Genomic DNA, 25,798 nt, shown 5'->3' on the forward strand with positions numbered 1-25,798 from the left:
CGCCGTAACATTGGAACTTTCCATTGCGTATAAATGTCTAATTCGGTAACGCTTTCAGAACATCTGCTTTAGAGGTAATCTTTCATGACCCGACGATCTTTTGCGGCCGCCGCGGCCCTGCTAATCACCGCCGCCATCCCGGCGCTGGCCCAGATGCCCGGCGCGAATGTGGCGAAGGTGAGCACGACGGCAAAGCCCGCCGCCGTCAAGCATGGCGGCAAAGGCGTGCTGGCGATCACCGTCAACGTCGCTCCCGGCTTCCATATCAACGCCAACAAGCCCAACGACCCGGACCTGATTCCGACGGTCTTCACGGCGGAGAACACGCCCGGCGTAAAGTTCGGCGCGCCGAAGTACCCGGCGACCAAATCGATCACCGTCAGCTATGAGAAGAAGCCGATGCTGGTTTACCAGGGCAAGGCCGTGATCCTTGTCCCCTACACCATCGCGCCGACCGCCAAGCCCGGCAAGGTGGTTCTGAAGGGAACGCTCGGCTTCCAGGGCTGTAACGACTCCAGCTGCTTCCCGCCGGACAGCGCGCCCGTGACCGCATCGGTAACCGTGAAATGAAACGCACGTCCCTTGCCCTGATCTTCGCCTTGCTGTCGTTCTTCGCCGTGTCGCTCGCGCCCGGCGCGCGCGCGGGCACGCCGACGCCGATCCACTTCACCGCCACGGTCAGCCCTTCGCCGGTTCATGCCGGAGAAGTGGCGACAGTGACGGTGAAGGCGGTCGTGGATCCGGGCTGGCATGTGTACTCCGTGACGCCGGCCGTCGATGGCCCGGCCGTCACGGACATTCTTTCGCTGACGGGATCGGTAAGCGCCGGGCCAACGACGGAAGACACCGTGATCCGGAAGTTCGATGCGAACTTCGGACGCGAGGTCGGCTACCATGAGAACGCCGCGACCTTCCAGCGCCAATTTCGCGTCGGAAGCGATCCGATTGCGTCTCCCTCGGTGACCCTGCACTACCAAACGTGCAACGACAAAGTCTGCCTCCCACCCACCGACGTCACCCTGCCCGTCACACTGACAGTGGCCGCCGGAACGGTTCGGCCCGAGTTCGCGACGGCGAAGGTCATCGCCGCTCCGCCCGCCATCGCCGCCGCAGCGACGGCGGTGAAAGCTTCCAGCACCGGGCTTGGACTGTTTCTGCTGGCCGCGCTCGGCGCGGGCCTGCTCGCCCTGATTACCCCTTGCGTCTTCCCCTTGATCCCCATCACGCTGACAAACTTCGTCAAGCAGGCCGATGGCGACAAGGGAAAGCTGGTTCGACTGTCGTCGGGCTATGCGCTGGGGATTGTCGCGCTGTATGTGGCGCTTGGCGCCATCGTGACGGCGACAGTCGGCGCCACGGGCATCAACAAGATCGCCGCGAACCCCTGGGTCAACCTCGGGATCTTCGTCGTCTTCGTGGTATTCGCCCTGTCGTTCTTTGAGACGATCCAGCTGACGCTTCCCGCGAACCTCGGCGCGATGCAGAATACGGCGCGCAAACACGGCGGCGTCACGGGGCTTGCGCTGCTCGGGATTACATTTGTTCTGGCGTCGTTTACCTGCACGGCGCCGTTTCTAGGCACGCTGCTGGTGGCGGCGGCGGGCGGCGAGCGCTTCCGTCCGCTGCTCGGGATGCTGGTCTTCGCGTTTGCCTTTGTGTCACCCTTCTTGATCTTTGCCGCCTTCCCGCAGTGGATCGGCAAGATCCCCAAGAGCGGCGTGTGGCTGGCGCGCGTCAAGGCGACGCTCGGTTTCGTCGAGCTCGCCGCCGCCCTGAAGTTTCTTTCCAACGCCGATCAGGTCTGGCAGTGGAAGCTGCTGACCGAACCGGTGCTGTTGGCGGCATGGTCGCTGATCTTCTTCTGCGCCGCTTTGTATCTCTGGGGAACCCTGCGCTTCGGCATTGTCGCCGAAACTGAGCCGCATGGCGCAAAAGTCCCGCTGGCGCGCGGCGCGTTCGCCCTGCTCTTCCTGGTGCTGGCCGGCTACTGCTTCAAAGGTCTCGCGGGCCGTCCCGTCGCGCTCTTCAGCGCCTTCCTGCCGCCGTCAGGCTACGGAATGAAGAATGGCGCCGCCTCCGAGGACGGCTTGACATGGCTGACGAATTACGATGTCGCGCTCGCCCAGGCCAAAGCCGAAGGCAAGCCGCTCTTCATCGACTTTACCGGCGTCACCTGCACGAACTGCCGCCAAAATGAGAAGAACGTATTCCCGCTCGCCGATGTCCGCAAAGAACTCGGCAACTACGTGCGCGTCCAGCTTTACACGGACCGCCCCGGCGACGCCGCCAACCAGAAACTTCAGCTGACGAAGTTCGGCGATGTCGCGCTGCCCCTGTACGGCGTCGTCGACCCGCAGACAGGGAACGTGATCGACAAGACCGCCGGCACGATCATCGACACGGGCGCATTCACCCAGTTCCTCTCAAGGTCACGCATGGCGATCGCCGCGCCCTCCGCGACAGCTCCTGCCGTCGCCGCCGCTCCGGCGTGGGCGCCGTACACTCCCGAGTCGGCGGCGGCCGCTACGCAGGCGGGCAAGCCGACCATCGTGGACTTCACGGCCGCATGGTGTGTCAACTGCAAGGAGATCGAGCACGACGTTTTCGAGCACCCCGACGTCGCGCCCGCCCTGGGACGGAACTTCACCACTCTGCGCGCCGATCTGACGAAGTGGAACGATCCCGCCAATGTCGCGCTGCAAAAACAGTACGGCTTTGCAAGCCTGCCGACCATCGTCTTTCTGGACCCGAGCGGCAAAGAGATCAAGAGCCTGCGCATCACCGGCCGCCTGAGCGTTGCCGAGTTCCAAAAGCGCATGCAGACGGCCGCCCCGGCGGCCGCCGTCTCGGTCGCACGGGGATAACGACACTTCATTTTCGTGCTTGATATGGGTCAACGCCGCCCCAGCAACGAAGCCGCATCAACGATTTCGCATCCCAACATCCAAGAAAGCACACGCAATGAAGTCTACTTCCCACGTCTCTCTGGTGACGATTCTCGCGCTCGCGGCGAGCGCCGGCGTCTGTCAGGCGACATTCGCGGCCGATAAGAATGCGCCGAAGCCGGACACGCCGCTGAGCGCGCTGATCGTCGGCGGCGGGCCGGATATCAAGCACAATCAGGTCGCCATCGAAAGCAATGTCGTGTACGTGCGGAGCTTGCTGCCTCCCAGCGCCGACACGCGGATTCTATTCGCCGACGGAAATCCGAAATCGGAGACCGTGCTGTACGAGAATAGGCGGCATAACGAGGTCACGCGCGCGCCCAAGCTTCCGGCGCTGGACGCGCCAACCGTTCCTGCAAGCGTCGAGAGCGCCATGGACCTCACCGCGAAGACGGCGGCGGATAAGCCCTCCCTGCTTTACTTCACGGGACACGGCAGCCCGAACGACAGCGGCGATGTCGACAACAACAAATTCGACATGTGGGATAAGAACGAGTTCACGGTCAAAAACCTCGCCTCGTCGATCGGCAAGCTGCCCGCGAAAACGCCCGTCACGGTCGTGATGGCGCAGTGCTTCTCCGGAAGCTTCGGCAACCTGATCTTCCAAAACGGCGACCCTGTCGCGCCGCTGACGGATCGGAACATCTGCGGCTTCTTCGCCAGCATCGCCCAGCGCCCCGCCGCCGGATGTACGACGGAAATCAATCAGAAAAATTATCGCGACTTCACTAGCTACTTCTTCGCCGCCCTGAGCGGCGAGGATCGATTGGGAAAGCGCACGACCGGCGCCGATTACAACAATGACGGCAAGGTCGGCATGGATGAAGCGTTCGCCTATACGATCATCAACGACGATTCCATCGACACTCCCGTCTGCACCTCCGATGTCTTCCTGCGCCGATACGCCAAGATCTCGGACGACGCGATCTTCAAGACGCCCTATTCGCAGGTGATCGCCTGGGCGACGCCCGGGCAGCGCGCGGCGATCGAGGCGCTTTCCGATCAGCTTAAACTCACGGGCGACGGTCGTGTCGGCGACGCCTACAAGACCTTCGCGACCACCATGCTCGCCAGCTTCGAAACCAAGGACGTTCGTGTCATCCGGTTTGTCCGTCTCGCGAAGACGATCGTCCTTTCCCATGAGATGGTGACGAACGGTGATGAGAGCCTCAAAGCGCGGTACGACGCGCTCAAGGGCGCCGAAGCAGGCAATCCGCTGACCGGCCCCGCCGCCCCCAGCCCTCTCCCCGCCGTGGTCGCCACGCCGAAAACACCCGATGCTCCCACCCCGGCGTTCCTGGCGCATCAGACCTTCACCTTAGGAAAAATGCTCCCGCCCCCGGTGGTGACGATCGACGTGACGGACGCTCCCGAGACAAAAGCGTGGGCCGAAAACGCACAAAAGATCGTGACGGAGTGGTTCCCGCTCATCACGCCGTTTCTCGCCACGGATCATTGGAAGGCGCCCAAAACCCTCAAGCTGATCCTGAAGCATGAGAACGACGCGCCCGCCTACACGGACGGCGACGGCATCACGATCAGCACCCAGTGGATTACCGACCATCCGGACGACTTCGGCATGGTCATCCACGAACTGACCCACGTCATTCAGAGTTACCCGGATAAGGGCGACAAGCCGGGCTGGCTCGTCGAAGGCATCGCCGACTATATCCGCTTCTGGCGCTACGAGTCCGATGTTCCGCGCCCGCGCGTCGATCCGACAAAGGCCAAGTACACCGACGCCTACCGCACCACAGCCGCATTCATCGCCTGGGCGCAGGGCAAGTACGACCGCAGCCTGATCTTGAGATTGGACGGCGCCCTTAAGACCGGCGACTACCACGACGCCATGTTCGAACAAATCACGGGCAAGAACCTGGACGCCCTCTGGAGCGAGTTCATCAAGACTGTCCCGCCGCCCCCACACCGGCCGTCGGTCACGATGACGATTTCGTAAGCGGGGTATAATTCACTGAATAGCTCGATCGTCCGCGCACATCTTTCCCAGATGACCCACCCTGTCGCTTAGCGCCGGGGTGGGTCACGCAGGCGGTGCGCCTGATCGACACAGAAGAAAGCCTCATCCATGCCCACCGACATCACCCACCTCCCCACCATCGCCTCTCCCGAAGTCCTCGTCTGCGGCGGCGGCACCGCTGGCGTGGTGGCGGCGATTGCGGCGGCGCGGGCGGGGGCGTCGGTGCTGATCGTGGAGCAGCTGGGGCAGCTGGGCGGAACGCAGTCGGCGGGATGGGTGACGCCGATGATGCCCAACAAGATGCTCGAAGAGTCGCTGACCCATGGGATCAACGACGAGATCATCCACCGGGCCGCCAAAATCGATCCTCCCCCTACCGAGCGCACCGGCGATCTGCTCTGGTTTAACCCCATCACGCTTGCCCTGGTTCTGGACGACATGATGGCGGAGGCCGGGGTCCGCGTTCTGTTTCACACATTCATCAGCGACGCGATTGTGGAAGATGGCGTGCTGCGCGGAGTGATCGTCGAAAATAAAGATGGACGCGGCGCCATTGAGGCGCGCGTGACGATCGACAGCACCGGAGACGCAGATGTGGCGCTGCGCGCTGGCGCGCCGACGGTGTCCGGCGATCCCGAGGATGGCCATAACCAGCCGATGTCCCTGCGCTTCGCCATGGCGGGCGTGGATCAAAAGGGCGCGGCGGCGTTTCTGGTCGACGAAGTTGGCATGAACTGCTACTCGCGCGACCCGCTCTTCGAGATCGGCGCAGGTGAAGCGAAGAATACGCCGCTCGGGCCACTGATCGGCAAAGCGATTGAGGCCGGCGTGCTGGCCGAAGACGACCTTGGCTACCTCCAATTTTTCTCCATGCTCGGACGGCCGGGCGAGCTGGCGTTTAACTGTCCGCGCATCACCGGCCTTTCGGCGACCTCGGCGTGGGATCTTTCGCAGGCGCAGATCGTCGGACGCCAGAAGATCCGGCGCATCGCTAGGTTCTTCAAAGAGTACATTGGGGGCTTCGAGGGGGCCTATATCGGGACGATTGCGCCGATGGTCGGCGTGCGCGAATCCCGGCGCATCGTCGGCGATTACACCCTGACCGAGGATGACTTTCTTTCCGAAGCGCGCTTCCCCGACGCCATCGCCCGTAACTCCTACCCGATCGACATTCACACCGCCAAGTCCCAAAAGGGCCTGGTCATGAAGTATCTGCCCCCAGGGCATTACCACGAAATCCCCTATCGCTGCCTGCTGCCGCAGGGTGTGGAGAATTTACTGGTCGCTGGGCGTTGCCTGTCCGCCACCTTCGCCGCGCAGGCCGCCGTGCGCATCCAGCAGAACTGCCGCGCCTTCGGCGAAGCCGCCGGGCTGGCCGCCGCCATGAGCGTCGCGCAAAACATCTCACCCAGAAGCATCGACACGAACGAACTGCGGCGGCGGCTCAACGCGCAAGGGGCTCAGATCTAAACCAAACGCCGCGAAAACAAATCGGCGCGCGGATGCGTATCACTAATATTGTTTCAAAAATGATCGATACGCGATTTAGAACATTTCACGTTATGCTTCGTCTCTGTCATTAATACGACCCTCTGCTTCTCAGTTTTTGATATGGCGCTTCAAAATTATTTCAGCGAGCACATATTGCTATTCTAACAATCCCAACATTGCTTTTTTGTTTGCTAAGAACTATAATAGTGTTGAATGCAGAAATTCTTGTATTCGCAATCTACAGTTCTGAATTCACGTAGAGAATATTAAATAACAGGCTGATCGATCTTAAGTTAGGAAGGCAGTAAAACTATGGCAGGAAGGCTAAGCGTATTAACACCCAGAGAGGTTGCGGCCGAATTCCATGTCTCCGAGGCGGTCATTCTCGCCGAATTGGAGTCCGGTCGACTCAAGGGTTTTCAGCTTGGCGGGGGATGGCGCACGACGGAAGACGCCGCTCTGGAGCTCATCGCAACACTCATGGAAGAGCAGTCGGACGATTCGCCCGCCGGTGTTTACCGCCCGAACTCGATAAACTCCCTGGTTAGCGACGAGGAAGAAGCCGAGTTGGGCGAGGCGCTGAATTTGCAGGCGCCCCGACGGCGGGGACGTCCCTCCAAGGCGTCTCTGGCTGGGTTTGTGAAACCGACAATCGGCGCGGTGGCCGCTCTGCCGCCCGCTGTTCCTTTGCCCACGCTGGAGGAACTGAGGGAATTGGAGTGGGAACCCGCCCAGCCATTCTTGCATCAATGGCCCAACGCCAAGGAAAAAGAGCTTCAGGACACCGCGTTCTCACAGATTATTGAGATCGATGGCAAGCACATCTCCCTGGCGATCGGTTTCGCCACCCGTGATACCGCGAGCATGGCGGCGCGCCGACACGCCACGGTATTCTGGGGCGATATCGGCCGCACGCTCTATCCGTTGGTGCAGTTCGCAGGCGCCAACAACTTTGAGGAAACCGGCCTACTCGCGAGCATTATCCGCGACGGCAGCCGTAAGACAGTCCCTGCCGACGCCGCCCTTCCCTGCGGATACGAAGAGATGCCGGTCGGGATCTATAACGATCTGATCTCCGGTCCATACGCGCGCAAGAGCCGCTGCGTCATCGCGCACAAGGACGATTTCGCCGTCATGGCGAAGCACGCCCTGCTGCGCAGCCAGCAAAAGGGCCGTATTTAAAAGCGAGCCAGCTCTGGAGGCGGCCAAGGGTCAAGATCGCCTTTTCGCGGGAACTTTTCCCTTGGCTACCTTTGCGCGCACGATTTCCGCGCGGGTTGCGTGTATAATAGAACCATTGAATTTCAGGAGGAGATGACTGTGCCCTACGTCATTACTGAGCCTTGCATCGGTGTCAAAGATAAATCTTGCGTCGCCGTCTGTCCCGTCGACTGCATCAAAGAAGCGGACGACCAGCTTTATATCGATCCCAGCGAGTGCATCGACTGCGGCCTTTGCGAGCCCGAGTGCCCCGTGGACGCGATCTTTATGGAGGACGAAGTTCCCGAACAGTGGAGCAAGTACATCCAGATCAACGCGGACTACGCGAAGAAATAACGCCATCCTTCCAAACATGGAGCGCGCTCTTAACAGAGCGCGCTTTTTTTATCGAAAATTTATTTACTATTGTATGAAAACGTTTGTGAATTCAGGTAATCTAACAACAGAAGCATGCAGGCAACGCTGCCTGCCGTGAGGCCGTGATACAGTACTCTCGTGAACAATTTGAGACGCTGGTCGCCGAGATTTCTCATCCTGACATTGGGCCGGATGTCGTCCCGGAGCCCCGCTGGCCGGCCTGGATCGCGATTCTAGCGGTGAGAGGACTTTACGCGGCGCTCCCGCAGTCCCTCGTTATTGGCCCACGCTGGGGCCTCGCCGCCTTTATCGCCGCCCTGCTGGCGCCATTGATCCTCACTTACAAACGAGGAAACTGCCGCGTCAACCGCATCCTGGGACATTTGCTCTCGCTGGTTGTGACCGGCTTCATGATCGTTTCCCTGGTTCTGCTGGTCAAAGCGCTCCCGACACATGCCGAGACCCCGCTGCAGCTGCTCCGTTCCGCCGTCGCTCTCTGGCTCACAAACGTCATTGTCTTCGCGGGCTGGTACTGGCGTCTCGACGGCGGCGGCCCTCACGGCCGCGACATGGAGGCCGGCCACGAAACCGACGCCTTCCTCTTCCCACAGATGGCGCTCTCCCCCGATCAGCGCCGAAGCATGGGCATCGCGGATTGGTCCCCCACCTTCGTCGACTATCTCTTTCTCGCCTTCAACACCAGCACCGCCCTCTCACCCACCGACACCCCTGTCCTCTCCCGCTGGGCCAAGGTTCTGGTCATGGTCCAGGCCGGTATCTCCCTCCTCGTCATCGTCCTCCTCGCCGGCCGCGCGGTCAATATTATCCGATAGTATATCGAAGCAATACAAGTACCCGGCGCAAATATTTACCAAGTCAACATAACATACTGAGACATAATATATTATGCGAACTCGTCAAGAACGCATCATACGATTATCTATCCGTCGTGCGATTATTTTCGATCGCCAGCAGGCGTTCGTAGTTGCGCCGCAGCAGCGCAATCGCCGTCCGTGCGTCCTCGTCGCTCTGCATAAACAAGCTGATCCAGTTCGACTTGTCATAGACATGATGCGGCTCCGCAAGGCCCGCCGCGATCACCTCATCCCGGATCGCCTTCGTAAACAGCATATCCACCAGTCCGTTCCCGTGCACGTGCCCGATCTCCCGCCGTCCCAGATCGAACTGTGTTCCGCCCAGTGCATGGAGGCTGAGCGTGACGCCCGGCCACGACCGCGCTTCCCGTTCAACCGTGCGCACGCAGGTAAGAAGATGCCGGTGAAAGAGCATCGATTCGACAATCAGCATGAGTTCGAAGACATGAACCAGACCCGGGACTTTGCCGAGAAACCGCAGGTGGGTCGTAACGAAACGAAACATAGCACTCCTTGCCAAAATGGCGCGCATTCTCGTGATTATTGTATAATAATTCTCGAAGAATACTGTCCAATTTCCGATTCAGAATGGTTTTTTATGAACAAAAAATGGATGATGGCCGCTCTGGCGGCGGTCGCGCTGGCGGGCTTTTCTGGGGCGGCTTCGGCCGCCAAGAAATCAGAGGGCGATCCGCAGTTCGCGAAAGACGCGCGGATTGTGTTCCAAGGCGATTCGATCACCGAGGGCGGACGCTGGCTGAACGACGATCAGAACCACATTCTGGGCCAGGATTATGCGTACATGATCGCCGGCGCCTGCGGGGCGCGGCATCCGGAGGGAAACTGGACATTCCTCAATCGGGGGATTAGTGGTGAAAAGGTGACGGATCTCGCCAAGCGCTGGACCACGGACGCCATTGCGCTGAAGCCGGATATTCTGAGCGTACTGATTGGGGTCAATGATACTCTCAGCGTGGTCCGAAGCAACGGAACCGACGGTGTGGGGGCGGAGGAGTACGAGCGGGTCTACGATCAGATTTTGCAGGAGTCGCTCAGCGCCAATCCAAATTTGAAAATCGTACTCGGCGAGCCGTTCATCGAGCCGGGTTCGTATACGCACGATCGGCCCGAGCTATGGAGCGCCGAGATCAAAAAGCGGCAGGCGGCGGTCGAGCGTCTGGCGGTCAAGTACCACGCTCCCGTCGTCCACTACCAGAAGCTGTTTGACGACGCCATCAAGAATTCGAAAGCCCCCGTCGCCTACTGGGTTTGGGACGGCGTCCACCCCACCTACTCCGGCCACAAGCTGATGGCCGACGAATGGATGCGGACTGTGGATGCCTTCTACTACCACGGCCGCCGCAAATAACGACACAGCCCCGCCGGCAATCGCCGGCGGGGCTGCTTATTACGAACGATTTACTGCTCGTAAGCGCCGATATCGATCTTCGTTCCAATGACGCGCGAGGCGCCGCCGTTGTCTAATATCCCTACCACCGACGTCCCAAGATTCACGCCTGCGCCCACAGCGGGCGAGGCTGCGGCGACTCGGAAATTAAAAGCGGCGGCGTTCACAAACTGCGGGTTGGCGAACTTGGACGCCAGGTCATTTTTGGTCACCGATTGGAACGTCGTGAAGCCGTCGCGCTCGACATTGTTCCAGAGCCATGTCCCATTCGCGGCGCCCACGGAACTGAAGTACAGGTTATTATTCAGCGTCGAGGGCGCGACCGAGTTCACGGTAAAACTATTGACGAATAGCCCCTGCGCCGTCGCCGAGACGATATTGTTATCGAAAATATTATTCGTCGCATGATATTGGATCTGGAACTCGCCGCTTCCCGTCGAATTGGTGTCGTTCTGATAAAGCGTGTTATTGACAATCGTGCAGTGATCGGTCCCGCCAACATTCGCTGCGTACCCACCGATCGTGACGCCGACCATATATGACGCATAAACAACGTTGCTGCGCGCCGTGACATAGCTCGTGACCTTGCTTTTGTGCTCGCAGGCCAGTTCGATCCCAATATCCGCATGGTGCACGGTGTTGCGCTCCACCACAATACGCGTCCCGCCGTCCACATAGATCCCATCCGCGCCCAGCGAGCCGCCATAGGCGGGATTCTTCGCGGACGTGATGTTATAAACCAGATTGCCGCTGATCACGCCGTCGCGCGCCTGATCGACGCCAGCAACGGGCGATGTCCCTTCAAACCCAATCACATCGATCCCGATATTATTGTTGTCGTGGACTTTGTTATTGGTGACCTGGAAGTTCTGCACGTTCCCATTGACCGTCACCGACTCGCTCTGCCCAGTCGTCAGATGGTCTACCTCATTGCCACTGATCACCAGATTATTGATCGACGCCGTTCCGCTCGACCCATAAACCGCAACCCCCAAAGCATTCCCAGACGCCGTCGTCACCGTCGTCGAGATATTGTGGACGTGGTTGTTCAGGATTTGAATATTCGATCCCGCCCCCGAAATGAACACCCCCACCGGCACATTGCTGCTGCTCGCCGTCGTAAAGCCGCCAATATCGAACCCCTGCACCACCACATAACTCTGGTTCGCAATATCCACCAGCCCCGACTGCCCATTCGGCGACAGCCCCGCGCCACTGATCGCCGGCACTTCGCCCGAATAGCCCCGAAACGACACATAGCCCCCCGCCGCCGATCCCGACCGCCGGATCTTCACCTGCTCTTTATACGTCCCGCCCCGCACATACACCGTATCGCCCGGCGCAACCAAATTCGCCGCATACTGAATATTTCGAAAGGGTAGCGCCAGCGTCCCAGCATTCGCGTTGTTCCCCGTAGCCGAAACATAATAAGTCTTCCCAGCAGCGGAAGCGCGCACATCGCCCACAAAAAACAATGCGCCCAACATCATGGCGCAGCCCCCACGAAGCACAATCTTTCTCGGCGAATGGGTCACGGCAAATTCTCCTTCGAACAAAACGAGGCCGCCGCTTTGGCGCGATAGACACTACAATTATCGTAAACGTTTACGAAATCAGTATAACATTCGCGCCGCCTGGTGTCAATGAGCAATCTTGGCGAGCGCTTAACGACTAATGCTCGAACTCAGCGGCTGTGCTTTTCCGTTTTGCCGGTGTCCACACGCTCCCAAAGCTGCTTCCAGAAATCGGGAGTGACGAGAACAGGATCGCCGCTCTCCAAGCCTTCTAGCAACAGAGTTTCCAATCGTTCCTGCGCCGCGCCATCTTCTAGCGCCTTCGGAAGTGAGACGTTCATATCGTTCATCATGTCGGCCTCCCACTAACTTTCTCGCGTCTTTAGACAAATCACGCCAGGCTCTCTCGCCATCCTCTCGATTATTGTATAATGATTCCAGCAAGAGAGCAAGTATTTGTGACAGGTTCGTTTTCAGGATTAATTATGGCTACCGATGACACGACGTGCGATGTATTGATTGTGTGCGCTCTTGAAAAAGAAGCGCGCGCCGTTTTGGACGTAATTTCCACACACTGTGATGTTATGTTCACGGCTGGTTATATCCGCGCAAATAGGCGTGAGTATCGCAAGGCAACTATCGTGAATGATCGAGGCGAGCAATTGGACGTACACGTCTCATGGGCGCCGAAAAAAGGGCCAGAGGAAATGGCCCTTCATTTACCAGCACTGATGAGCGAATGTCATCCTCGCTTCGTAGGAATGACCGGTATCTGCGCAGGCGATAGACTAAAGACGGCGCTCGGCAATATCATCGTCGGTGAGATGGCGTTTTTATCCGACACAGGCAAATTTATAGAGGATGAATTCGGACGACAGGTTCACCAGCATAACGCGACGCCTTGGCATCCAAACCAAACGACCCTGCAATACGCACGTCTTTTTGACGACTGGATTGAACTCGTCAAGGCATTGCCTCGCCCCCCTTCGAGGCGACAACAGCGAGACTGGCTAATTGATCAATTGCTTGAGAACCCTGAAATATCCATTCGTTCCATTCGACCAACGGAACTTTCGGCCCACGCTCCCGATTATCGACAGATTGTTGAGGAGATGAAAAACGGCCCGACGCCAATTTTGACACCCGAACTCAAATTGACCGATTTCGGCCTGCAAACCGACAGGTTCCTTCAACTTGGGCATATCGATAAGCCCGAGTGTGAACGACAAGTTGCGCCTATCGCTAGCGGCAATGCAGTCCATGCCGACCAGCCCTTCGCGGACGCGCAAATTCCTGTGAGAGATACGATTGGCCTAGAAATGGAAGGGGCAACTTTCTACCGTGTTGTCCACGACTATCCTGGCGTTCATTCGCTGCTTGTGAAATCTGTCTGCGACTATGCCGATCCTGAGAAAGACGATTCCTACCACGATTACGCCGCTAAAGCATCCGCGTTCTACATGTTGAGTTTCATCCAGCAATACGTAAACGAAGAATTAATGCCGAGTCCTATCAGAGCTAAAGCAGAAGATCGTCCGGTTCCGCCATTGCCAAGCATACCAGCCGACCCACCGTTCTTCACTGGTCGCGATCCACTGCTAGCCCAAATACGGCAAATGCTACTGACGCCAGCGCATCCGCAGCCGGTGGCATTGACCGGCATGGGGGGCGAAGGCAAAACTTGCTGCGCCACGCGTTGCTGTCATCAGCATTCAGACGACTACGAGAAAATATTCTGGGTACAGGCGCAATCCGATACAACATTGCGCGACGACTTCGCAAAAATCGCTGCACATCTCCAGTTGCCGGAAGCGAAAGAAACTGATCAAGACTTAGCCGTAAACGCAGTCAAACGATGGCTAGCGGCCAACACCAATTGGCTACTTGTCCTTGACAATGCCGACGACAATCTTTCCACCGCGTGCGGATATCTCCCTGATCGGTATGAAGGTCATGTCCTCATCACTACCCAACCGCGCGCTGTTGGCGTCTATGCTCGCGCCATCTCTCTGCCTTTGCTCTCACCCGAAGATGGAGCGCTTCTCCTGTTGCGCCGTGCAAAACTTCTCTCTGGAGATGAAATGCTCAGTGCCGCCAAACCCGAACATCGTACGGCTGCCCTCGAAATTGTGGCCGAAACCGTAGCTTTGCCTCTTGCATTAGATCAGGCAGGAGCTTATATTGAGGAAGCCAACGTTTCTCCATCCAAATATCTGAATGAATTTCGGGTAAGGGCGGCAGAATTACTTTCACAGCGCGGAGAGATGGCTGATCCTAATCACAAATCGGTCACCGTCACATTCTCACTCGCCTTCGACAAAGTGATAGCCTCTAATGCAGACGCCGCCAATCTTCTGCGCTGCACCGCATTTCTTGCACCCACGAATATTCCAGAAAGCATATTCACACAGGGTGGCCCCCATTTTGGCAGCCTCTGGTCTCATGCGTCCACCCCAAGTTTATGGGAGAAGATTTGCGGCGAAGCCTGTCGTTATTCGCTTTTGATTCGCGATGGCGAAAATGAAAGCTTAAGTATCCACCGATTAGTGCAAATTGTGATTAGTGACACAATTCATGAAGTAGAACAAGTAGTTTGGAAGAGCCTGGCAATACATGTCCTCTCTCAAAAGTTCCCATCATTCCATTTTAAATATTGGCAATCGTGCAATCAAATGATGCCTCATGCCCTTAGATGTATCAACTACATTAAAGAACACAATATTGTTTCTTATGAAACCGGCATATTGCTTGTCCGAGTTGCCTCATACTTAGATGAACGCGCCCAGTATTCTCAAGCCGAAACCTTATACACAGCCGCAATCCAGGCGCTAACGGCTACTGTGGGATCGGAGCATTATGACACAATTAGTTCTATTAACAATCTAGCTTTTCTCTACAAAAATCAAAGTAGATTTGCCGAGGCAGAAAAACTCTTTTTAGAAGCCAAGGAAATTCACGAGCGATTGCTAGGGCATGAAGCCTCCGACACGCTAATTTGCATCACAAACCTCGCAAGCCTTTATAGAAATCAGGGACGACATAGCGAAGCTGAGGCCCTCTATCTGCAAATTCAGGAAATCCGAGAACGAGTATTTGGTATTGAAGATCGAGATACACTCAACTCCATCAACAATTTGGCAATGCTATACGACGATCAAGGCAGATATAATGAAGCCGAGAACCTGCATTTGTTAGTTAGAAAAATCAGAGAAAAAGAATTTGGGATCAATGATCCTGATACGATTAGCTCCATCAATAATTTAGCGGTTCATTATAACGACCAAGAACGATACGATGAAGCAATATTACTTTATCTAGAAGCGAAGGAGAGGAGAGGAAATATACTCGGTCCAGAGCACCCCGATACGCTCGCATCCATCAACAACCTTGCGAGTTGTTACGGTGATTTAGGCCAATTCGATGAGGCACAAAAACTTCATTTACACGTCAAAAATGTCCAGGAGAGAATACTTGGCACAGAACACCCTGACACGCTTGGAACCAACCTCAATTTAGCCATTCTTTATGCAGATCACGATAGATTCACTGAATCGGAGGCAATTTACACATGGCTTATTCCTACATTTGAGAAGAATTTTGGGCTAGAGCACCCACAGACGAAGGAAGCACTGCGAGGACAACGCTACAATCTTCGCCATATGGAACACTCAACAGGACGTAGGTGATTTGTCAATTCATCTCTATAGCCAAGGCCAAAGCAAAGCTATAATCACTTATTTCCCTGTCCCCTCCGCCAGCGTCTTGATATGCTCCATCACCCGCAGGTGCACGTGGCTGATCACGTCCTGCGTCCACCAGTCGAAGTACGTCACCGGGTAGACGTTGAGCTTGTACCAGCTGGTGCCGGTCAGCGTGGTCGTGCCGTCGGGATTGCGTTTTAGGATAAACTGGCCGCGTTCGAGTTTGAGGTGGCCGACGAGTTCAGGGTCGGGGGGCTGTCGGAGGATATCGAAGGTGAGCTTTTTTGCGGGGTCGACTTCGACGATTTTTTCGTCGAAGATGGCGTTGTGGCTGAAGACGCAGGTGCGGCGGGAGCCGACGTAGGCGCCGTCGGAGGTAGCGGTCATGGGCATGGGGAGGCCGCGATCGAAGAGCCAGTAGTGCGGTTTCTCGGTGAGGGCGGGGTAGTCGGCGATGTACTGCCAGACGCGCTCGGGCGGGGCGTTGATGGTGATGGTGTCGACGCAGGCGCCCTGGAAGTGGTGCGGCGACAGACTGTCGGCGACGACAACAGCGATTAGGAGCGGCGCAATACTGAAGTTGAGCGTACGGTTGTTGCGGGAAAAGATCGCCTTGCCAATGAAGCAGCCAAGCCCCATCACCAGCATCAGGAGCGGCGCCGCCATTCCCAGACAGATAACGCCTTCCCTGAGAAAATAGTAGGCCGCGACAATCGCAATCAAGCTGCTGATCACGGAAAAGCCGAAGTATTCCACCATCGTCAGGTCCAGGCGACGCCAGCAGTACGCCATCAAAATCCCCATCGACAGCGGCAGCACCGTGAAGTCCGACGCCAGATAAAGCCCGTTGTTCGGCCCTCCCTTGCGGAACAGCCAGTTCGTGAGAAACATCATCAGAATGGCGAAGACGTTCGCGGCGACCAGGCCGATCAAGATCGCCCGCCCGCCCGGTTCCCGTTTCGGCGGGGGCATACGCAAATCCGTCCACGACGAGCTTAGCGGCATGGGCGCGGCGACGCCGCAGGCGGGACAGAGGATGTCCGTCGGCCGCAAGGAGTAGCCGCATTCTTCGCAAATTCGGGGATCCCCGGAGGGAGAAGTGGTCATGCGTCGCTTCCTATTCCTGCACCGCCGTGATTACAAAATCGCTATGTGATGCAAAACCATGCTGCCCTTATGATATCACAGTTTACAGCGCGGTTACAATGAGCCGATGAGCCGTGCTCGACAAAGCAAAAGCCGCGAACGCCTTCGCCGCCCAGGGCCTGAAGTCCGCGTTCGTGAAGTAACCACACTCTGAGATAACAATGGGCAGGCGATAGATATCGCCTGCCCATTATTCAGGATTGAAGCTACAAGAACACATCCATCCCATGCTCAAGAGCGATACGCAGGAGCTCCGGGCGCAGCCATGGCTCGTTCAAATCACAAACATCTCCCGGTGAACACGTCAGCCCATCTCGCGCCCGCTCGTAAAGCGCATACGCCACCTGTGCGTTGTGCGCTCCGTGGTAAAGAAGACCATCACAGGCAGCCAGTGATGGCTCCTCATAGAAGTACCGCGACCATGCCTGGGTCAGCGCTCGATCTCCATGCCCGCTCAGCGCGGCAATCGTTCCTGCTCCCATTGCCGCTGCTCCACGCAAGTCCAAAAGACGCAATTTGCGCGTGACGGAAGGCATTGCCACCCGCAAATGCGGACGGTCAATGATGCGCGTGTCTCCAAAGATTTCGGCGATGCAGCAGGAGAACGCCTTGGCCGCGTAATAGATGCCCCGATCCGGATCGTTCCATGGAGAAGATCCTATCGGACGGTGGTGGTCAAATCGATTGCGAGGTCCGTATTGGACGAAAGTGAGAGGCTGGGTGTTGTGCTGGGTCGGGTCGTAGATACGCACGAGACGCGCCCCCACGGACAGCGTGCGTATCACGGGCTGACGCAAGCCAAAACCGGGTGGAGGATCGAGGAGGGCCAAAGTCAGACCGCTCCAACGGCGCGCGCCTGATCGATAACCCGCTCGACATCACCCTCTTTGATCGCCTGGAGCGGCGTGCGGTGTTCCAAATAAGGGTTAGGCAGCGTCATCCAACTGGCGCGAGCGAGCGGCGAGACATCAAGCGCACGCAGCACGTCCGGCAATCCCCTGACGACGCCGTTCGGTCCATCCGAGTCGAACTGCCACAGCGGAAACCGCAGCTGTCCATTGTCCATCACCGCCAGCAAAGCGCCTTTGCCTGCTCGGTCATGAGGCGTTTGACGCGTTGTTCCAAGAAGCTTCGCGACTTGCGTCGCGCTCAAAGCGCCCGCGAGCAGTTCCTGTCGTCGCGCGAACGCCTTTCGGCTTACCGCAAGCTCCAAAGCAGCCGCCTCGGCCGGAGTGTAAGTCCGGCCTTCCGCAAGCCGATGAACGAGCGCAGCTTTGGCGGATGGCCGAGGGACAGAGGGCGTCTTCAGGACTTTCTGAAACAACGCCAGCGTGCCGCCAAGTTCTTCCGGCCCACTCTGTTCCAGCTGCTGCCGAACAAGGATCAAGCACTCTTCAATTTGACGCCCCGCCAAAGAATTGCTAGACATAATTCTCTCCTGAACAAATCTCTCTTAAATATATTACCACATTTGTAAGAGATGCCTGTAAGAAATGTCAAGCTAGTTCTGGCGACTTCGACGATCAATGCCCGTGGGCGTCGTTCTCCACATCCACTTTCCCCCGAAACGAATGGAACAGGTACACGAAGTATCCGATCGCCAGCACGATGGCGATGCTCCAGATGGTGACGCCGATGCGCAGGCCCAGGGCGCCGGAGGAGCCGTTGAAGACGGTGACGGTGTAGGCGGGATCGAGCGTCGAGATCAGGATGTTCGGGAAGGCGCCCGCCGCCGTGGAAGCGAGCAGCATGGCGATGAAGACCACGGACGCCAGGAACGCGGGCAATTCGCGCCTTTGCTTGAGCTGGAAAACGATTGCGACCAGGGACGCGGGAACCAGCAGCGCCAGCGGCCAGATCCAGGGGCGGGCGGCGAGATTATGGAAGATCAGTGGCTGCACCTGGGAAGTCATATAGGTGACGACGATGCCGACGCCCAGCACAGCGGGCCAGAGCGCTTTCGCCGCGATGATGCTCCGGCGGTTGACTTCCTCGTCGGTCTTCCAGGCGAGGTAAAGCGCGCCATGCAGGGCGAGAACCAGCAGGGTGAGGACGCCGACGCTCACGGTGTACCAGTCCAGCACGCCGGGATGCGGGCCGAGCTGGAAGTTGGTGAAGAGCGGGCCGCTGAAGTAACCCGTTTGGTCGAGCGGGACGCCGCGAATGAGATTGCCGAGCGCCGCGCCGAGCACGATCGCCATCAGCGTGGACGACATGAAGAAGACGCCGTCCCAAAGACTGCGCCAGATCGGGCTTTCTTCCTTGGAGCGAAACTCGATGGAGAGGCCGCGCAGGATCAGGAGCCACAGAACCATCATGAGGGGCAAGTAGAAGCCGCTGAAGCCAGCAGCGTAGGCGCGCGGGAAGGCGAAGACAATCACGCCGCCGCTGGCGATCAGCCAGACCTCGTTGCCGTCCCAGACCGGGCCGATGGAGCCGAGCACCGTGCGCCGCTCGACGTCGCTGCGCGCGACGAACAGGTGCAGAATGCCCGCGCCGAAGTCAAAGCCATCCAGTACGACATAAGCCGCCAGCATCAGGGAGATGACGATGAACCAGAGGGTTTCCATGATTACTTCACCTCCACGGGCGTCTGCCCGCCGGCGCCCGGCAGATCGGTCGATTGCTGCGGCCCCTTCGCCAGCTCTTTACTGATTAAGTAGAGAAACAATATTCCCATTCCTAAATACAGACCCATAAAGCCCAGCGTGGTGAAGGCGACATTGCCGGCGGCGACCGTGGGAGATGTGCCATGGATCGTGCGCTGGAGACCGTAGATCAGCCAGGGCTGCCGGCCAAGCTCGGCCACCATCCAGCCGGCGGTCGTGGCGATATAGGGGAACGGGAAGGCGAGCATCAGAACCCACATCATCACGCGCGTTTTTTCCAGACGGTTGCGCCAGAGCAGCAGCGCCGACAGGCCCATGATGGCGATGAAGATCGTCCCCAGGCCCACCATGATATGATAAGCGTAGTACAGCAGTTCGATGTTGTCCGGCTGCTGGTCTTTAGGGATGTCGTTCAGGCCCTTGACGTTCGCGCCGAAGCTGCCGTAGGCCAGGTAGCTGAGGATGCCGGGAACGACGATGGGGTTGATCAGCTTGCGCGCGTTCACATCGGGCTGGCCGATAATCGCCAGCTCCGCTCTGTCGCCGCTCTCGAACTTCCCTTCCATCGCCGCCAGCGCCGGTTTCTGGTACTCCGCCATCATCTTGCCGTGCATATCGCCGGTCGGAAATACTTGCAGCAGACAGGCGATCAGCCCCGCGATGACGCCAACCTTGAGACAGATACGCGCGGACTCTCGGTATTTATCCTGCAATGTCCAGAAGGCGCCGACAGCGGCGACCACGAAGGACGCCGTCACCACGGAAGCGCTCTGGTTATGCAGATACTGCCAGATCGCCCAGGGGTTCAAAAGATAGGCCCAGAAATCCGAAAGCTGAAGCCGCCCGCTCGAAGTGACGGAGTAACCGACGGGATGCTGCATAAACGCGTTTGTCACGATGATGAAGTACCCGGACAGCCACGAGCCGAAGAACACCATGAACGCGGAGAGGAGATGCATCTTGGGAGTGAGCTTCTTTTCGCCAAAGAGAAAGAGGCCCAAAAACGCCGATTCCGCGAAGAAGGCGAACATCCCCTCCATCGCCAGCGTGATGCCGATCACGCCGCCTGAAAAATCCGAGAAGCGCGACCAGTTAGTCCCGAACTGGAACTCCATGGGGATCCCTGTCACGACGCCGACCACGAAGTTGATGCCGAAGATGCGCGCCCAAAAGCGCGCCGCGTCATGATAGCGCGGATCGCCGCGCTTGAGGGCGATGACCTTAAAAACAAAGATCAAAAACGCGAGCCCCATCGTCAATTGCGGAAACAGATAGTGATAAGTAATGGTGAAGCCGAATTGAAATCGGTGCCAAGCAAGTGCGTCCATAAGTCTCCTCTCCCCAGGCGTATATCGCCGGAGACGCTGCTGCTAGGTGCAGTATGCCCAACAATTCTGAAAGTACGCTGACTATATAGAGAGATGATCGCAGTCTAAAGCCGCCAGCGAAGAAAGATAAGCCACATTGCACTCAGGGCAGTAGTGGCTCCATCGCCCTGCGCGAATGACGTACAGCCAGCCATACACGGATGGCCGCTCCGTATCGGACGTGGCGGCTCCCAGCACGGACCGCAGCGCGACCGGGACGCGCGCCGTCGCGGCGCAGCCCTGCCCATCGCAATTCACCCGTTGTCCATTGTCTATGACGCTCATGCCGATCACTCCTCAGCGCTCCGCGGGAACGGCCTCGGTTCGGACGATCGTCATCAAACAGGCGTCATCACGAAAAATATTCGCGGGCGAATCCCCGCGCGTGCTCTGAAAAACGCATTTCGCCAGCTGCGCGGCGCCGTGCGCATCGTTGCAGCAGACCCGCCGCATCAGCATCGCGATTCCCAGCGACGGGTTGCAGCGCGGCGCGTGTTCGATCAAACCGTCGGTGTAGATCGCCAGCGTGTCGGAAGGGCTCAAAATCGTCGCACGCTCTTCGTACTCCTCGCCGTCCACTTCCCCCAGACGAGGACCAGTACGCGCAAGCAGCTCCACCCGGTCCGTGCGCCCCCGGCGGCGCAGCGCTGGCTCATGCCCCGCGTTCACATAGGTCAGCGTCCCGGTGCGCGCATTGTAGACAGCGACAAACACGGAAGCGGATTCCGCCAATGCGCCTCGCCGTACACAAAGACGGTTCACTTCCGAGATGGCCGGCCCAGGCGACAGATGAGAACAGAGCGAAGAACGCATCAGGAGACGCAGGACCACGGCTTGCTCGGCCGCTTCCAGGCCGTCGCCGCCCGCCTCGCCCACAACCAGCGCATACTGATGGCCGCCAAGCGGAAAGACATCGTAGAAGTCACCGCCAAATGTCAGCCCCGGCGTGATCGCCACGTACTGAACTCCGATATCCAGGCCAGGAACGGTTTCCAAATCTAGCGGCGCGACCATGTTGCGCAGATGATCTTGAAGACGGCTTTCCCGCGCTTCAAGATTTCGCATCTGATCGGCTTGGCTATCCGACCAGCGGTCGACTTGAGACTGGCAGGCGCCGCAGTCGCGGGCCGCTACCGTCAGCTCCAATCGTCCACCAGCTTTTGTCGCCGCGACCGGCGAAGTATTCATGAGAGTCATTAGCGTCTCCAAGAAAGCATCATTGACGGGTCCGCGCCGTATATCGGCGCCCCGTGTGAACACCATTCTAGCAAATCGCCGCCGCCCCGCCATCCCCTATCTGGCGGATTCTGCTCTTATCCCGCATAAATCCGCCATTTCGCCGATAGCTCCGCGCGCGGGGAAATGATATACTCTCTATGGCGGTCCAAACTATGTCTGAAACACCCAACCCATTCTTAGATGCATACGCATTGACATCGCTGCTCGACACTTCCAGCGAAGGGATCATCGCGCTGGACCGGAGCCGGCGGATCGTCTGCTGGAACGCCGCCGCCGAACGGACCTATGGATACCCTGCCGAGGAAGCAATCGGGATGGGCTTGGACGCATTGCTGGATGCTGGCGATCTTCCCACACAACGGATCTTCGAACGCGCCGAACATGGCGCGAAGAGCGAAGGAGTGGAAGGGATTCACAAACGCGCGAATGGGTCGCACATTGACGTCGTGATGAACGCCGGCCCCATCCTGGGCGAACGAGGCGCGATCATGGGAATTATCCTGTTCGTCTGGGACGCCACGGAATCCCGTGTAGCGGCCCAGCGCCTTGCGGCGCTGGAGGCGTTCGAAGAAGACAAAGGGGTCGTGCTGGAGACGGCGAGCCGCGTGGCGCTGGACATTCTGGCGAGCCGCACGGGAGTGGAGGCGCTGCGCCACATCGCGGACGCGGCGCGCACGCTGGCGCGCGCGCAATATGCGGCCCTGGGAGTCGCGCGCCCGGACGGCCAGGGACTGCTGGAGTTCGTGACGGTGGGCCTGACCGCAGAGGAAGAAGCAGCAATTGGACCACGCCCGCACGGCGCGGGAATCCTCGGACTTCTGCTGAGGCGTTCCGAGCCGCTGCGTATGGATGTCCTCGCGGACCACCCGAATACACATGGCTTCCCGCCGAACCATCCCCCAATGGACAGTTTTCTCGGCGTCCCAATTCGGCAAGGCGAAACGATCCTGGGAAGTCTCTATTTGACGAACAAACAAGGCGAGGAGCGGTTCTCCGAAGCCGATGAGATCGCCGTGCAGGCCCTGGGCGCGCACGCCGCAGTGGCGATCCACAATTTGCAAATGCTGTCCCGGCAGCGAGCGCTGGTCAGCGGCCTCATCAACGCGCAGGAAGAAGAACGCCGCGCCGTCGCTTACGATCTGCATGACGGCCTCACGCAGTTCGTGATGGCGTCGCACATGCACATGGAGGCGTTCAAGATCGCCTACCATAAAGGCAACGCCGAGCGCGCCATGCGCGAAATGGACAAAGGCCTGCGCTATCTCGGCGACGCCGTGATCGAGTCCCGCCGCCTGGTGAACGGCCTGCGCTCACTCGCGCTGGACGACCTGGGCCTCGCCGGCGCATTAGAGCAGCTATTCGCCGAAGAAAAGACGCGAGCTGGCTGGACCGAAGCCGAGTTTCTGCACAATATCGCCGACGAGCGCTTCGACAAAACGCTGGAAACCGCCGTGTATCGAGTAGCACAGGAAGCGCTCACCAATATCCGCAAGCACGCCGTCGCAGGTCGTGTGCGCCTCATGCTGCTCAGTGAGCCGGCCGCGCTCGACGATTCCACGCAGCTCGCACTGAACATCCGCGATTGGGGCGCCGGTTTTGAGCCGGACCAGCGTATCGACGATTACGCGCACGTCGGCCTGCAGGGCATGGAGGAGAGAGCACGATTAATGGGCGGCTCGTTCGCCGTGCACAGCCGTTCCGGAGAAGGAACGCAGATCCACGCCGTGTTCCCGGTCATTCGCTGACCTCGAAAAGAATAACCACTATGACAGAAGAAGAAACAACGGAGCCAGTCCCGATCGTTCTGGTCGATGACCACGGAATTTGGCGCGATGGCGTCAAGAGCCTATTGGAAGACACGGAATTTCAGGTCATTGGTGAAGCTGCATCAGGCAAGGAGGCGATGGCGCTGCTGGAAACCATGCGGCCGCGCATGATCCTGCTCGATATCCGCATGGCGGGCGGCGACGGATTGGACACGCTCCAGGCCATCAAGTCCCAGCATCCCGAAATCAGCGTGGTCATGCTGACCACCTATGACAACCCCACCTACATGGCGCGCGCCGTCGCCGGAGGCGCCTCGGGATATCTGCTCAAAGGCGTGGGCTCCAAGGAGCTTTTAGAATCCCTGCGCACGGTGGCCAATGGCGACGCTCTTCTCTGCGCGAAAGACCTCACCCGAATGCTGCGCGGGGTCAACCCTGAAGGCGTCGGCGACACCGACCTGATCAAGCCCCTCAGCACGCGGGAACTAGAAGTCCTGCGGCTCCTCGCCACCGGCCTGAACAACCGCGATATCGCCCACACTCTCTTTGTTTCCGAAGGCACGGTCAAAACCCACGTCGAGCACATCATCGGCAAACTCGGCGTCTCCGACCGCGTCCAGGCCGTGGTCTGGGCTGCCCGGCATGGCGTGATTTCTCTGGAGACTACGTAACAGGACACTAAATCACCCCTAAGCAAAGCGTTAATGTCGGAAATGGAAACAGCGCCATGGACATTCAAATCCATGGCGCTATCGTAAACTATCACAAAGACATCACCCCACGGCCAGCCGGGAGCTGATGTCTTCGTGGCCGCGCACGGCGTTACGGCCGGCGTTCTTCGCGGCGTAGAGGGCGAGGTCGGCGCGCTTGACGATGTCCGTGGAGGAACGGGCGTCCTGCGGGAATGTCGCGAAACCGAGGCTGACGGTGACGTGGACGGTGGACTGCGTTTCCTGCGTGGTCCCGTCCTTGGCTTCGCCTTCCTGAACCAGAGTGAAGCGCGTTTCGGCGACGCTTTTGCGGATACGCTCGGCGATCAATCTCGCTTCTTCTTTTCCCGTTTCCGGGCACAGCACCACGAACTCCTCGCCGCCGTAACGCGCCGGGCGGTCCGCGCCGCGCAAGCAGTTCTGAAGGACGACGGCGAGCTGGGCCAGCAGGGCGTCGCCCGCCGGATGGCCGTAGGTGTCGTTGAAGTGCTTGAAATGGTCGATGTCCAGGAGGATCACGGACAGCCGGTGGTTGTACCGTTCGGCGCGGTTCATCTCACTGACCAGATTCTGCTCGAACTGGCGATAGTTGTCGAGGCCCGTCTTGGCGTCGCGGAAGGCGAGGAACTGGAACCCTTGCTGAAGCAGAGCCCGCTGCAATGGGAACGACGCGCGGCCGACGAGCTGCTCCAGGCGACGCAGCCCTTCCCCATCCATTCCCTGCGGCAGGTCATACCCAACATAAAGCATGCCGAGCAATCCTTCCAAACAGGTCAGGGGAACGCAGGCGAAGGAACGCGCACGCTGATCGAGCGTATACAAAGGCGGCGGCGGAGTGTCGGAAACGCGGATCGCCTGAGGAGCGTAAAATGCAGGCGCAATCGCGCCCGGCGCCGCATTGTCGTCGAGCGCCCAGCGCTCGGCGCGGGCGTCGGCGAGACGGATCGATGGAGCCAGCGGCGCACGGTCGCTCGGACCGCTCGCGGCGCGCAGCTCCAGGATGTCGCCCCCATCGGCCTTGAGATACACGGCGCAGACCTGGCAGCGGGTGATTTCCTGGACGTTGAGCAGGATGAGGTTTAGCGTCATGTCGAGATCGAACGCCGCATCCATCATCTGGGACATATCGAGCAGGGTCTTCATTTCACGCGAGCGAGTGCTGAGCCGCAGATAGCGGTCTTCCATCCGGCGGTGCAGCAGGGCGGCGAAAACCGCGACTGCGGGGAAGCTGAGCGCCATGCCGGCGACGAGCATTCCCGCCCTCTGAGTTTGCGGGATCTGAAAATGTGCGGCCGCGAGATAGACGACAGAGACGAAAAGCCCCACGAGGAGACCAAGGCGAGCGCGGGTGCGCATCGCGACCATCAGGATCGGCAGGTGAAGCAGAAAGATCAAGGGGGAGCGCGCGCCGCCGGTCACGACGACCAGGACGAGCAGCGCCAGCAGGATCCACAATTTATTGATGCGCATT

The 25,798-nt window shown here is 58.7% G+C and carries 22 protein-coding genes; 11 read left to right on the forward strand and 11 right to left on the reverse strand.

Annotated features, from left to right (window positions below; all coding sequences use genetic code 11):
* The first annotated feature begins 84 nt into the window (after positions 1–84).
* From ABIZ35_RS12190 to ABIZ35_RS12220, 7 genes are all read left to right on the forward strand, one after another.
* Positions 85–570, forward strand: coding sequence for a protein-disulfide reductase DsbD N-terminal domain-containing protein (locus ABIZ35_RS12190; RefSeq protein WP_348220179.1), 486 nt, complete (start codon positions 85–87; stop codon positions 568–570).
* Positions 567–2,864, forward strand: a complete 2,298-nt coding sequence (locus tag ABIZ35_RS12195; RefSeq protein WP_348220180.1) for a thioredoxin family protein — start codon at positions 567–569, stop codon at positions 2,862–2,864. The genes ABIZ35_RS12190 and ABIZ35_RS12195 overlap by 4 nt, the downstream gene beginning before the upstream one ends.
* A gap of 97 nt (positions 2,865–2,961) precedes the next feature.
* Entirely contained in the window at positions 2,962–4,902 is a 1,941-nt protein-coding gene (locus ABIZ35_RS12200; RefSeq protein WP_348220181.1) for a basic secretory protein-like protein, read from the forward strand.
* A gap of 129 nt (positions 4,903–5,031) precedes the next feature.
* Entirely contained in the window at positions 5,032–6,393 is a 1,362-nt protein-coding gene (locus tag ABIZ35_RS12205) for an FAD-dependent oxidoreductase (protein WP_348220182.1), read from the forward strand.
* Between the two features lie 333 nt (positions 6,394–6,726).
* Entirely contained in the window at positions 6,727–7,596 is an 870-nt protein-coding gene (locus tag ABIZ35_RS12210; protein ID WP_348220183.1) for a helix-turn-helix domain-containing protein, read from the forward strand.
* A gap of 138 nt (positions 7,597–7,734) precedes the next feature.
* The gene (locus ABIZ35_RS12215) at positions 7,735–7,971 is read left to right on the forward strand and encodes a ferredoxin family protein (protein ID WP_348220184.1); all 237 of its coding nucleotides are present in this window, start codon (positions 7,735–7,737) and stop codon (positions 7,969–7,971) included.
* Between the two features lie 143 nt (positions 7,972–8,114).
* Complete coding sequence (locus ABIZ35_RS12220; protein ID WP_348220185.1) at positions 8,115–8,825, forward strand: hypothetical protein; 711 nt, start codon at positions 8,115–8,117, stop codon at positions 8,823–8,825.
* Positions 8,826–8,928: 103 nt separating this feature from the next.
* Here the strand turns inward: ABIZ35_RS12220 and ABIZ35_RS12225 are convergent, their stop codons facing one another.
* Complete coding sequence (locus ABIZ35_RS12225; protein ID WP_348220186.1) at positions 8,929–9,372, reverse strand: luciferase family protein; 444 nt, start codon at positions 9,370–9,372, stop codon at positions 8,929–8,931.
* 93 nt (positions 9,373–9,465) lie between these two features.
* On the opposite strand from ABIZ35_RS12225, the gene ABIZ35_RS12230 reads away from it, so the two are divergent.
* Positions 9,466–10,236 (forward strand): SGNH/GDSL hydrolase family protein, encoded by a 771-nt coding sequence (locus ABIZ35_RS12230; RefSeq protein ID WP_348220187.1) that lies wholly within the window; start codon positions 9,466–9,468, stop codon positions 10,234–10,236.
* 50 nt (positions 10,237–10,286) lie between these two features.
* On the opposite strand, the gene ABIZ35_RS12235 is transcribed toward ABIZ35_RS12230, so the two are convergent.
* On the reverse strand, positions 10,287–11,810 hold the full coding sequence (locus tag ABIZ35_RS12235) for a right-handed parallel beta-helix repeat-containing protein (protein WP_348220188.1): 1,524 nt from the start codon (positions 11,808–11,810) through the stop codon (positions 10,287–10,289).
* A gap of 149 nt (positions 11,811–11,959) precedes the next feature.
* Positions 11,960–12,142: a hypothetical protein gene (locus ABIZ35_RS12240; protein WP_348220189.1), complete on the reverse strand. Its 183-nt coding sequence runs from the start codon at positions 12,140–12,142 to the stop codon at positions 11,960–11,962.
* 132 nt (positions 12,143–12,274) lie between these two features.
* Between ABIZ35_RS12240 and fxsT the strand changes: the two genes are divergently transcribed.
* The gene (gene fxsT / locus ABIZ35_RS12245) at positions 12,275–15,475 is read left to right on the forward strand and encodes an FxSxx-COOH system tetratricopeptide repeat protein (RefSeq protein ID WP_348220190.1); all 3,201 of its coding nucleotides are present in this window, start codon (positions 12,275–12,277) and stop codon (positions 15,473–15,475) included.
* A gap of 48 nt (positions 15,476–15,523) precedes the next feature.
* On the opposite strand, the gene ABIZ35_RS12250 is transcribed toward fxsT, so the two are convergent.
* The 7 genes from ABIZ35_RS12250 to ABIZ35_RS12280 form a co-directional block, all read right to left on the reverse strand.
* Entirely contained in the window at positions 15,524–16,597 is a 1,074-nt protein-coding gene (locus ABIZ35_RS12250; protein ID WP_348220191.1) for an SRPBCC family protein, read from the reverse strand.
* Positions 16,598–16,842: 245 nt separating this feature from the next.
* Positions 16,843–17,466 (reverse strand): RES family NAD+ phosphorylase, encoded by a 624-nt coding sequence (locus ABIZ35_RS12255; RefSeq protein WP_348220192.1) that lies wholly within the window; start codon positions 17,464–17,466, stop codon positions 16,843–16,845.
* A 2-nt stretch (positions 17,467–17,468) separates the two neighbouring features.
* Positions 17,469–18,065, reverse strand: a complete 597-nt coding sequence (locus ABIZ35_RS12260) for a hypothetical protein (RefSeq protein WP_348220193.1) — start codon at positions 18,063–18,065, stop codon at positions 17,469–17,471.
* Positions 18,066–18,159: 94 nt separating this feature from the next.
* Complete coding sequence (cydB, locus tag ABIZ35_RS12265) at positions 18,160–19,206, reverse strand: cytochrome d ubiquinol oxidase subunit II (RefSeq protein ID WP_348220194.1); 1,047 nt, start codon at positions 19,204–19,206, stop codon at positions 18,160–18,162.
* A gap of 2 nt (positions 19,207–19,208) precedes the next feature.
* Positions 19,209–20,573, reverse strand: a complete 1,365-nt coding sequence (locus ABIZ35_RS12270) for a cytochrome ubiquinol oxidase subunit I (RefSeq protein ID WP_348220195.1) — start codon at positions 20,571–20,573, stop codon at positions 19,209–19,211.
* A gap of 81 nt (positions 20,574–20,654) precedes the next feature.
* Entirely contained in the window at positions 20,655–20,897 is a 243-nt protein-coding gene (locus ABIZ35_RS12275) for a hypothetical protein (RefSeq protein ID WP_348220196.1), read from the reverse strand.
* 12 nt (positions 20,898–20,909) lie between these two features.
* The gene (locus tag ABIZ35_RS12280; protein ID WP_348220197.1) at positions 20,910–21,809 is read right to left on the reverse strand and encodes a PP2C family serine/threonine-protein phosphatase; all 900 of its coding nucleotides are present in this window, start codon (positions 21,807–21,809) and stop codon (positions 20,910–20,912) included.
* Positions 21,810–22,003: 194 nt separating this feature from the next.
* Here ABIZ35_RS12280 and ABIZ35_RS12285 point away from each other — a divergent pair, with 194 nt between their 5' ends.
* Positions 22,004–23,596 (forward strand): GAF domain-containing protein, encoded by a 1,593-nt coding sequence (locus tag ABIZ35_RS12285; protein ID WP_348220198.1) that lies wholly within the window; start codon positions 22,004–22,006, stop codon positions 23,594–23,596.
* A 20-nt stretch (positions 23,597–23,616) separates the two neighbouring features.
* Complete coding sequence (locus tag ABIZ35_RS12290; protein WP_348220199.1) at positions 23,617–24,288, forward strand: response regulator transcription factor; 672 nt, start codon at positions 23,617–23,619, stop codon at positions 24,286–24,288.
* A gap of 102 nt (positions 24,289–24,390) precedes the next feature.
* Here the strand turns inward: ABIZ35_RS12290 and ABIZ35_RS12295 are convergent, their stop codons facing one another.
* On the reverse strand, positions 24,391–25,797 hold the full coding sequence (locus tag ABIZ35_RS12295) for a sensor domain-containing diguanylate cyclase (RefSeq protein WP_348220200.1): 1,407 nt from the start codon (positions 25,795–25,797) through the stop codon (positions 24,391–24,393).
* Between the last annotated feature and the right edge of the window lies 1 nt (position 25,798).

The organism is Capsulimonas sp., from assembly GCF_039929585.1.
In the GTDB taxonomy this organism is placed as follows: domain Bacteria; phylum Armatimonadota; class Armatimonadia; order Armatimonadales; family Capsulimonadaceae; genus Capsulimonas.